7 protein-coding genes and 2 pseudogenes are annotated in these 10,021 nt (G+C 41.5%); 4 read left to right on the top strand and 5 right to left on the bottom strand.

Features of this window, described 5'->3' with window-relative positions:
- Nucleotides 1-952 (top strand): annotated as a pseudogene (gene fusA / locus CV014_RS12340) (elongation factor G); the annotation flags it as partial.
- On the opposite strand, the gene CV014_RS12335 reads toward fusA, so the two are convergent.
- Complete coding sequence (locus tag CV014_RS12335; RefSeq protein WP_236142294.1) at nt 908-1,207, bottom strand: hypothetical protein; 300 nt, start codon at nt 1,205-1,207, stop codon at nt 908-910. The pseudogene fusA and the gene CV014_RS12335 sit on opposite strands and share 45 nt — an antisense overlap.
- A 5-nt stretch (nt 1,208-1,212) precedes the next feature.
- Entirely contained in the window at nt 1,213-1,563 is a 351-nt protein-coding gene (locus tag CV014_RS12330; RefSeq protein ID WP_236142293.1) for a Rieske (2Fe-2S) protein, read from the bottom strand.
- Nucleotides 1,564-1,946: 383 nt separating this feature from the next.
- Between CV014_RS12330 and CV014_RS12325 the strand changes: the two genes are divergently transcribed.
- Nucleotides 1,947-4,538 (top strand): GAF domain-containing protein, encoded by a 2,592-nt coding sequence (locus tag CV014_RS12325; protein WP_236142292.1) that lies wholly within the window; start codon nt 1,947-1,949, stop codon nt 4,536-4,538.
- A 124-nt stretch (nt 4,539-4,662) separates the two neighbouring features.
- On the opposite strand, the gene CV014_RS12320 is transcribed toward CV014_RS12325, so the two are convergent.
- Complete coding sequence (locus tag CV014_RS12320) at nt 4,663-5,172, bottom strand: phosphoribosyltransferase (RefSeq protein ID WP_236142291.1); 510 nt, start codon at nt 5,170-5,172, stop codon at nt 4,663-4,665.
- Between the two features lie 92 nt (nt 5,173-5,264).
- On the opposite strand from CV014_RS12320, the pseudogene CV014_RS12315 reads away from it, so the two are divergent.
- Nucleotides 5,265-6,721 (top strand): annotated as a pseudogene (locus CV014_RS12315) (MFS transporter).
- Nucleotides 6,722-6,777: 56 nt separating this feature from the next.
- Here CV014_RS12315 and CV014_RS12310 read toward each other — a convergent pair.
- The gene (locus tag CV014_RS12310; protein WP_236142290.1) at nt 6,778-7,512 is read right to left on the bottom strand and encodes a carbonic anhydrase; all 735 of its coding nucleotides are present in this window, start codon (nt 7,510-7,512) and stop codon (nt 6,778-6,780) included.
- Between CV014_RS12310 and CV014_RS12305 the strand changes: the two genes are divergently transcribed.
- The gene (locus CV014_RS12305) at nt 7,511-7,798 is read left to right on the top strand and encodes a hypothetical protein (RefSeq protein ID WP_236142289.1); all 288 of its coding nucleotides are present in this window, start codon (nt 7,511-7,513) and stop codon (nt 7,796-7,798) included. The genes CV014_RS12310 and CV014_RS12305 overlap by 2 nt on opposite strands.
- A gap of 67 nt (nt 7,799-7,865) precedes the next feature.
- On the opposite strand, the gene CV014_RS12300 is transcribed toward CV014_RS12305, so the two are convergent.
- The gene (locus CV014_RS12300) at nt 7,866-9,854 is read right to left on the bottom strand and encodes a serine/threonine-protein kinase (RefSeq protein WP_329608382.1); all 1,989 of its coding nucleotides are present in this window, start codon (nt 9,852-9,854) and stop codon (nt 7,866-7,868) included.
- Nucleotides 9,855-10,021 lie beyond the last annotated feature (167 nt).

Raw genomic sequence — 10,021 nt, 5'->3', positions numbered from 1 at the left:
GGAAGAAATCAAAGAAGCGGTAGCAGGGGATATTATCGCCCTGTTGGGTGTAGATTGTGCTTCTGGTGATACCTTCTGTAGTGGAGAACCGTTTGTGTCTCTAGAGGGGATGTATGTACCCGAACCAGTGATTACACTGTCAATTACACCCAAAAAACAAGAAGATAGCGATCGCCTCGCTAAAGCCTTGCACCGCTTCCAGAAGGAAGACCCGACTTTCCGCTTGAGTATCGACCCCGAATTAGGCACAACCTTAATTTCTGGGATGGGAGAATTACATCTGGAAATTTACGTAGAACGCCTGCAACGAGAATATAACACCGATGTTTATGTCGGTCAGCCTGCGGTAGCTTATCGGGAAACCATCAGCCAAAAAGCTCACTTTGACTATCGACTGAAAAAACAATCCGGTGGTTCTGGTCAATTCGCCCATGTCCAAGGCTGGATTGAACCCACCACAGAACCCTTTGTGTTTGAAAATCAGGTAGTCGGCGGTGCAATTCCTAAAGAATTCATCCCCGCCTGTGAGAAAGGTTTCCGTGAAGCCATCCAATCAGGACAGCTAGAAGGCTACCCAGTCACAGGGGTAAAAGTCGTGTTAGATGGTGGTTCTTATCATAAAGTAGATTCTTCAGAATTAGCTTTTAGAGCCGCAGCCCATCAAGCCTTAGAACAGGCGTTAACTCAAGCTAAACCTTACATCCTCGAACCCATCATGCTGGTAGAAGTGGAAACACCAAACGAGTTTTTGGGACGAGTCCAGGGTGATTTGTCTTCCCGTCGCGGTGTATTGCTGGGTTCAGAAACCATGCAAACTTACTCCGTAATTCAGGCGGAAGTTCCCTTAGTGCAGATGTTTGGTTATTCTACCGACTTGCGATCGCTCACAGCCGGAATGGCGACATTCTCAATGGAGTTTGCTTGTTATCGTCAAGGAAGGAGTGGGGAGTAGTGAGTGCTGAGTGCTGAGTGCTGAGTGCTGAGTGCTGAGTGCTGAGTGCTGAGTGCTGAGTGCTGAGTGCTGGGTGTTGAGTAGAGACGTTGTATACAACGTCTCTACAATTTTAATGAGCATTTTCAGGGTGGGAACAGTTCCCAATCCCCAGTCCCCAATCCCCAGTCCCCAATCCCCAGTCCCCAATCCCCAGTCCCCAATCCCCAGTCCCCAGCGAAGCACTGAGCTTGTCGAAGTGTCCCCAATCCCCAATCACATCAGACTCCCACCCAGATACTACCTTCTTCTACACGGGTGGGAAACACGGAAAGAGCTTTTTCTTTGGAAATCATACCCATTACTTTACCGATACCAGGGGGGAAAGGAGTCCAGTCTTTGGGATTACCGGTGGATAAATCAAAAGCACTGCGGTGGAAGGGACAGACAATAGCCCCATCATCGGTGATTTTCCCTTTTTGCATGGGTAATTTGAGATGGGGACAGGAATTTTCTACGGCGAAAACTTGGTTATTGTGGTGAAGTAAAAGGATGTTGCGTTGTTCTACTTTTACCACTTTGCGTCCGTTGGGTGGCAGTTCATCTTGGGGAAGAACTTTAATCCAGTTCATTGATACCTCTCTTGATCTTTAAAGGATGCAGACAATTAAGTACATCATTTCACAAGTTTGGCCGAGAAATGTTAGTTTAGCTTGGTGATAGGGAATCATACTATTGGCACCCATAAATCTAATAACTATTTAAGTCAACTACAGTTTGAATGTTAAAGTATGCTTATTAACTACACGCTAAAAATCTCAGTCGTGTAGAATTTTTTTCTATGTTAAATTTGAAACACAAAACAAGCTGTTAGTAATATTGAGAAAACAGGAGAAAAGCAGGATGACGAGGAATTCACAACAGATTACACTGTGGGTAATGTCCAATACTAGTTGCTAAAGCAACACATAAAAAATTCTTTAAAGTTACAATCCTGCTATATCAAAAATTACCTATGTCAGCGCAACAGCGTAGTTTTGGGGAGACAGCTGATTTGATGATTGGTGTTCACAACCAGGAAAATCAGGCCTTAGCAGTAAATGCTTCTCCTGTCGGGAATCTAGCCCGACGCAAAGGCACTATTTCCACCTTTCTAGCTCCCCTAACGCAAGACACTTTTAAACAAGTTGTTACAGAAGTTGAGCAGAAATTACATATTGTGCATCAAACCCTGTCCATGTTGGATTCTCAGGGTTTTGAGACAATTCTGCAAGAAATGTTGCACTCGATTACGTTAAAAACTGGGGAATTATTGGGAGCAGACAGAACAACTATATTTTTGCTGGATGAGGAAAAACAAGAACTGTGGTCAATTGTCGCAGAAGGTGAGGGGAAACGGTCTTTAGAAATTCGCATTCCCGCCGATAAAGGAATTGCGGGGGAAGTGGCGACTTTTAAGCAGGTGGTAAATATTCCCTTTGATTTTTATAGTGACCCTCGGTCGATATTTGCCCAAAAACAAGAGAAAATCACGGGCTATCGCACTTACACTATGCTGGCCTTACCGCTACTCAATGAACAAGGACAACTAGTGGCGGTAGTACAGTTACTCAATAAATTAAAACCTACACAGCAACCAGATGCACCACTGGCGGAACGGGTTGATCCTGTAGGCTTTACTGGTGCTGATGAGCAATTATTTCAAGAATTTGCCCCCTCTATTCGCCTGATTTTAGAATCGTCTCGCTCTTTTTACATCGCTACACAAAAACAAAGAGCCGCAGCTGCGATGATGAAGGCGGTAAAGTCCCTAAGTCAAAGTAGTCTGGACTTAGAAGACACCCTCAAAAGGGTGATGGATGAAGCCAAAGAATTAATGAACGCCGATCGCAGTACACTATGGTTAATCGACCGCGATCGCCATGAACTCTGGACAAAAATTACCCAAGATGATGGTTCAACCAGAGAATTACGCGTGACCATCGGTAAGGGTTTTGTGGGAATAGTCGCCGCATCCGGTCAAAAACTCAATATTCCCTTCGATTTATACGACCATTCAGACTCAGAAACCGCCAAATATTTGGATCAGCAAAATGGCTACCGTACCTGTAGTTTACTGTGTATGCCCGTATTTAACGCTGATCAAGAGTTAATTGGGGTGACACAATTAGTCAATAAAAAGAAATCTGGAGATTTTCCACCTTATAACCCTGCTGACTGGCCTAAAGCACCGGAATGCTTCCAAGCTAGCTTTGACCGCAACGACGAAGAATTTATGGAAGCTTTCAACATTCAAGCTGGGGTAGCATTACAAAACGCCCAATTATTTGCCAAGGTCAAACAACAAGAACAATTACAACGGGATATTCTGCGGAGTCTTTCCAATGGCGTGATTTCCACAGATAAATCAGGTGCAATTATTGCAGCCAATGAAAGCGCGAAACGGTTATTGGGATTAGCCGAAGAAGAGCGTATAGAAGGTAAATTAGTGAGTGAAGCGATCGCCATTAAAGAAGGTGATTTTAGTAGGTGGTGTCAAGATGCTTTACTCGGTGCTGATCCCAAGCATCGTCAGCAATATTATCCTGACCGTACCTTATTGAGTGTAGATGCCGAATCAGAACAGCATAGTATTAACTTATCAATTAATACAATCGCCAATGCCAATGATCCCAGCCAAGTAGGTGGCGCGTTGGTAGTCATGGAAGACATTAGCGATGAAAAACGCCTCAAAAGTACAATGTATCGCTACATGACGCAAGAATTAGCCGAGGAATTGCTGAAACTAGATGATGCTAAACTAGGAGGCGATCGCAAAGAAGTTTCGATTTTATTCTCCGATATTCGGGGCTACACCACTTTGACAGAAAATCTGGAAGCAGAAGAAGTGGTTAGTATGCTGAATGAATATTTTGAATCAATGGTAGAGGCTGTATTTAAACACAAAGGGACTCTCGATAAATATATCGGTGATGCAATTATGGCCGTGTTCGGTTCGCCTCTTCCCTTAGAAGAACACGCTTGGATGGCGGTACAAACATCGATAGAAATGCGCCATCGCTTACAAGAATTTAATCAACGTCGTTACGCTGCTAATAAACCCAGAATTAGTATTGGCATTGGGATTAACTCCGATACCGTCATTAGTGGTAACATCGGTTCTAGTAAGCGGATGGAATTCACGGCCATTGGGGATGGTGTCAACTTAGGTTCACGTTTAGAAAGTGTTAGCAAACAATACGGCTGTGACATTATTCTCAGTGATAATACCTTTAAACCCTGTCAAGAAAAAATCTGGGCGCGGGAATTAGATTATATTCGCGTTAAAGGGAGAAACGAACCAGTAGCTATCTATGAATTAGTTGGTTTACGTTCCGACCCTATCAACAGTGAAAAGCTACAAGTGATCGAACATTATCACAAAGGTCGGGAATATTATCTCCAACAAGAATTCACTACTGCTAGAGCCGAATTTGCCAAAGTTTTAGCCTTTGATAATCAAGATAAAGCCGCCATGTTACATCTTTTACGTTGTCAACATTGGTTACAATCACCACCTACAACAACCGAATGGGATGAAGGCGTTTGGACTTTCCAGGAGAAATAGGGGTGTAGGGGTATAGGGGTGTAAGGGTATAAGGGTATAAGGGGATAGATTTTATACTAATGTCCAATGCCCAATGCCCAATGCCCAATGCCCAATGCCCAATGCCCAATGCCCAATGCCCAATTCACATCACTTTTGCCGCCAAATCTGCGGGACTGATATTTTCGTAATGTTCAAAAGGTTGGCGAATCCAGGGATTATCAGGTAAATAATCAATGTAGTAGTTAGGTGCAAAGATAGAGCAAGCTTTGTACCAAATGACGGCGGTACGAATTTCCTCGATGGGTGTAGTAGTGTTTTCGTATAGCCACGGGATAGTTTCTTTGAGTGTAATTCCTGAGTCTACCAAATCGTCAACTACTAGAATGCGTGAACCTAATGTTTCCGTGGTCATGGTTAAATGACGGGAGAAAATTAACTTACCTCTAGCTTGTTTGCCTGCACCACTGTAAGACGATGTTGCTAAAATTGCCAAAGGCTGCTGATATATACGAGAAAGGATATCACCAACACGCAGTCCGCCCCTGGCTAAACAAAGTATTTGATTAAATTCCCAACCAGAGTCATAAATACGAGCCGCTAGTTGCTCAATTTTATAGTGATACTCTGACCAAGAAACGTAAAGGTCTGGCATAAGGTAGGTATTTTATAGGTGATACTAAAAGCGATGCTGACGCTAAACAAAGCGATCGCAAATTTCATATTTTAGTATGAGTGCAAGACATTATGAACGATTCTACTGCTGATGACTATTCCCAAAAGCATCAAGTCAGTGAAAAACTCGACTTGAAAACTAAAATCGCTTTCGGTGCTGGGGATTTGGGAACAGCTATCACAGCGATGATAGGAATTTCTTATTTGTCACCTTTTTTAACAGATGTAGCGGGTTTAAAACCAGAGTTAGCTGGACTCACCCAACTCATCGGCAAAGTATGGGATGCTATTAATGATCCAATGGTGGGGGTATTAAGCGATCGCACTCAGAGTAGTCAGGGGAGGCGATATCCTTGGATGATTTGGGGTGCAGTTCCTTTTGGAATTTTCTTTTTTTTAAACTGGGTTGTCCCTCAGTTTAGTAGTAATGAAAGTGTAAACGAGTGGGGCTTGTTTTGGTTTTATACTATCGTTTCAATTTTGTTTAATGCTTTCTATACTATTGTCAATTACCATATACAGCCCTCACCGCCGAACTGACACAAGACTACGACGAACGTACTAGCCTCAACAGTTTTCGCTTTTTCTTTTCTATCGGTGGAAGCATTTTTGCTGTTTTGCTGGCGTTGGTGATTTCCTTAATCATTCCGCAAAATAAACAACTACAATACATAGTCTTGGGTGCTATTTGTGCAGTTGTTTCGGTGTTTCCTTTGTATTGGTGTGTTTGGGGAACAAAAAACCGTGCTAAAGCAATGGCTAAGTTACATCCCCAAATGGAACAGACGGTATCAATTCCCTTATTGAAGCAACTCCAAATTGTTTTTACTAATCGTCCTTTCTTGTTTGTCGTCGGGATTTATTTGTGTTCCTGGTTGAGTGTGCAGTTGACGGCTAGTATTATTCCTTACTTTGTTGTCAGTTGGATGCGATTACCATCTTGGCATTTTAATTTAGTATTGTTGGCAGTCCAAGGTACTGCAATGTCAATGCTGTTTGTCTGGAGTGCGATCAGTAAGCGGGTTGGTAAACAAGTTGTATATTACATGGGTGTGAGTATATGGATTATCGCCCAAGGTGGGTTATTTTTTTTACAGCCTGGTCAAGTCACCCTGATGTATATTTTTGCCATCATGGCAGGTTTTGGGGTGTCTACAGCTTACCTTGTACCTTGGTCAATGTTACCTGATGTAATTGAATTAGACGAACTCAAAACCGGACAAAGAAGGGAAGGTATTTTTTATAGTTTCATTGTCTTTATCCAAAAAATTTGTTTAGGCTTGGCGGTGAATATCGTTTTACAAAGGTTAGGTACAGCCGGCTATATTAAACCCACAACAAATATTCCTATCCCAGTACAACCAAATGCTGTGTTAGAGGTGATTCGTGTTTCTATCGGCCCAATACCTGCGATCGCTCTCATTATAGGTTTAATCCTCACCTATTTTTACCCCATTACTCGTGAGATGCACGCCGAAATTCTGCTCAAACTCCAAGCACGTCAGCAGCAGCGAGATCGCTTGGAATGAAATTGAGTGCTTCAGCTAACAAAATACTATATAGCCTATTCCCTATTCCCCATTCCCTATTCCCTGATGATAGACACCTTACCTGTGTCAATATCGTAAATAGCACCGACAATTTTGATTTTACCTAAACGTACCAATTTGGCTAATATCAACGACTTTTTCAGTAATTTTTCAGCCTGGTATTGAATATTAGCAATAACTCCAGCTTCTTGGTTTTTCTCAGATTTGGGATTTACTGCGGCTAAGGCTGGTTTAATATCTTCAATCACATCGCCAATCTTACCGGGAAGGGGTTCGTCTTTGATGGCTGCGGCGACAGCACCACATTTTTTATGACCCAATACTACAATTAACTGTGAACCTAGTGCCGATGCAGCGTATTCTAAACTACCAATAGCCGTTTCACTGGCTACATTACCAGCGACTCGCACCACGAATAAATCCCCCAGTCCTTGATCAAAAATAATTTCCGTTGGAACTCTGGAATCTGCACAACCCAATATAGTTGCAAAAGGATATTGACCTTGGGTAACAGCTTGCAAACGTTTTCGTGATTGATTGGGATATTGGGGTTTACGTTCTACAAATCTTTGATTACCAGCTAGTAATCGTGTTAATGCTTGTTGCGGATTGGCTGGGTTTGGGTTAGCTGAATTAACATCAGCAATGGTAGTTTCTTGCGTATCTTTAATTAGACTACCACCCACAGTAGTAGCTACTACTCCTAAACCGCTACCACCTGCTAACCACAAGAAATTACGACGACCGATAAATCCATTAATTCGAGTCATGAACCTACGTGAAAATTTGGTGTGGTTAACAGCACGATATCAGAATCGACAATACGACAAGAGTACCTTTGCACACCCTTTAATAGCAATTTTAGATTTGGGGTTAATATTTTCGGCGTTGCTGAATCAAAGTATGAAATGCCAGCAATACCTTTCTTTTCCTTTGTTCCTTCGCGCCTTTGCGCCTACCCTTCGGGAACGCCAAGGGCGAATGCGTGAGACAATTCATATTCTCAATCAGCAACGCCATATTTTCTGTATCTCCCCTGCTCCCTTGCCTACATAGTGATAGGATATTTTTTAAGTTGAAAGTCCCTTAATTTTCGGTCACAGGTGGGAAGATTTGCTGATTTTTATTGATTAGTACGCCAAATATCAATATAGTCAGTACGACCACTTATCAGAGTATTTCCACTGGGATGAAATTTAATTGCAGTGACTCTAGTGACATCTTGTTTGAAGGTGTTAGCGACTTGATTTGTTGACAAATTCCACAGTTTAACAGTACCGTCATAACTACCGCTAGCTAGGGTTTGACCATCAGGTGTAAAATCTAGGGAAACTATAGCAGCTGTGTGTCCTTTTAAAGTTGCGATCGCTTTTCCTGTTTTCAAGTTCCACAATCTAATTGTCTGATCAACTCCACTACTAGCGATAATTTCCCCATTAGGACTGCACACTACAGCAATGATTTCTTTGGTGTGTCCTGTGAATGTTTTACTTAGGCGACGTTGATTGAGATTCCACACTTTAATTGTTTTATCCCAACTACCACTCACAAGAGTTTGATTATCGGGACTGAAGGTTACAGAGTTAACTATATTAGTGTGACCCCTCAAAGTAGCAATTTCTTTTTGGGTTTGTAAATTCCAAAGTTTGATGGTGTTACCTTGTGCAGTGGCTAAGATTTTACCATCACTACTCATAGCCAGACTGGTCACTTTTAAATTTGCTTTGCCCAAGGTAGCAATTTGTTTACCTGTTTGTATATTCCATAATCTTATAGTTTGATCTCGACTACCACTAGCCAAAAGTTTACCATCGGGACTCATAGCCACAGACCACACAAAATCAGAATGTCCCTTGAGGGTATGGATGACTTTTTCCTGTGGCCAATTCCATACTTTAATAGTATGGTCACTGCTACCAGTAGCGAGTGTTGTGCCATCAGCACTAATAGCAATACTATTAATTTGCTCAGAATGCGCTGGGATGGTCTTAATTAGATACTGATTAACAGGTAAATTGAGATTAACTTTGGGTTGAGAGGGAATATCTTTTGAACTAAAACGAGATTGGAAATATAATATTCCCGCACCGATTACTAATGAGCAAATCACAGCAGTCAATAATGTAGTTTTTCTGGTTTGACTAGCGATGAATTTTATGAGTGTTAATTGAGTTGATTGTAGTTTTGTTGTGAAGACAGTTGGAATTAATGTTGGTGATGGTAATCGGTTTAAGTCTGCTAGCACTGCATCCGCAGACTGATAACGTTCATGGAAATCTACCTTTAACAATCTCTCTAGCACTTGAGCAAATTGCTCACTTATAGGGTTTGATAAGTGTTTTCGCCAAGATGTTACCCAACCATAGCCATATTGTATCCACAATTGGGAAGGAGAAACTCCACTGAGCATATAAAAGGCAGTCATTCCTAAACTATATAAATCACTGCTCGGATAGGCTTCCCCCTGCATCTGCTCTATGGGAGTATATCCTTGTGAGCCAATATTTGTCCCCTTTTGAGCTTTAACTGTGGCGTTTAGTTGCTTAGAAGCACCAAAATCAATTAATACTAATCGCCCATCTTGTTGACGACGAATAATATTTTGTGGCTTAATATCTCGATGAATTACTTGCTTTTCATGGATAAATTTGAGAATAGGTAATAAATCAACTAATAAGTCGTAAATTTCATGTTCCTGATAAGGAGAACGCTGATTTAATTCCTGAGATAAGTTTTTACCTGCGATAAATTCCTGCACTAAATATAAGTTATTATCTTGCTCAAAATAGGCAAAAAGCTGGGGAATTTGGGGATGTTCTCCTAGCTGTTGCAATCGAACTGCTTCGTCTTGAAATAACTCAATCGCCTTTTTTAATGCCCAAGTCCCCTGTACTCGCGGAGCAAATTGCTTGACGACACATTGAACATTGAGTTTATCTACATCCTCTGCTAAATAGGTTCTGCTAAATCCACCTTCATCAGATAGGAGATTGATAATCCGATAGCGGTTTCTCAGTAAAGGTGTGATGGGTGTACCGCAAGCGTGGCAGTATTTCGTACCTTTACCATTTAAAGGACTGGGACAATCTGGATTTAAACAGCAGAGCATCATACAAAAGACATATTTTAGATATAAAAGTTCCCTGATTTTGCATTTAGATTGAGAAATTGCTGCAAATTAATTGGCTGTGATTTTAGGTACTCATAGTTATGATAATGTATAAACAAGATTCAAGACTTTGATGAATCCAATAATTATAGAGTCAGTATGAAAACTCA

Origin of the sequence: Nostoc sp. CMAA1605, from assembly GCF_021596505.1 — a bacterium.
In the GTDB taxonomy this organism is placed as follows: Bacteria; Cyanobacteriota; Cyanobacteriia; order Cyanobacteriales; family Nostocaceae; genus Trichormus.
This window is presented reverse-complemented; position numbering and strand designations above follow the sequence as displayed.

What these genes read in the sequence shown, in the direction of transcription:
- CV014_RS12300 (WP_329608382.1), bottom strand. Translation starts at nt 9,854, where the DNA reads ATGATGCTCTGCTGTTTAAATCCAGATTGTCCCAGTCCTTTAAATGGT.
- CV014_RS12320 (WP_236142291.1), bottom strand. Translation starts at nt 5,172, where the DNA reads ATGCCAGACCTTTACGTTTCTTGGTCAGAGTATCACTATAAAATTGAG.
- CV014_RS12305 (WP_236142289.1), top strand. Translation starts at nt 7,511, where the DNA reads ATGAACCTACGTGAAAATTTGGTGTGGTTAACAGCACGATATCAGAAT.
- CV014_RS12325 (WP_236142292.1), top strand. Translation starts at nt 1,947, where the DNA reads ATGTCAGCGCAACAGCGTAGTTTTGGGGAGACAGCTGATTTGATGATT.
- CV014_RS12330 (WP_236142293.1), bottom strand. Translation starts at nt 1,563, where the DNA reads ATGAACTGGATTAAAGTTCTTCCCCAAGATGAACTGCCACCCAACGGA.
- CV014_RS12310 (WP_236142290.1), bottom strand. Translation starts at nt 7,512, where the DNA reads ATGACTCGAATTAATGGATTTATCGGTCGTCGTAATTTCTTGTGGTTA.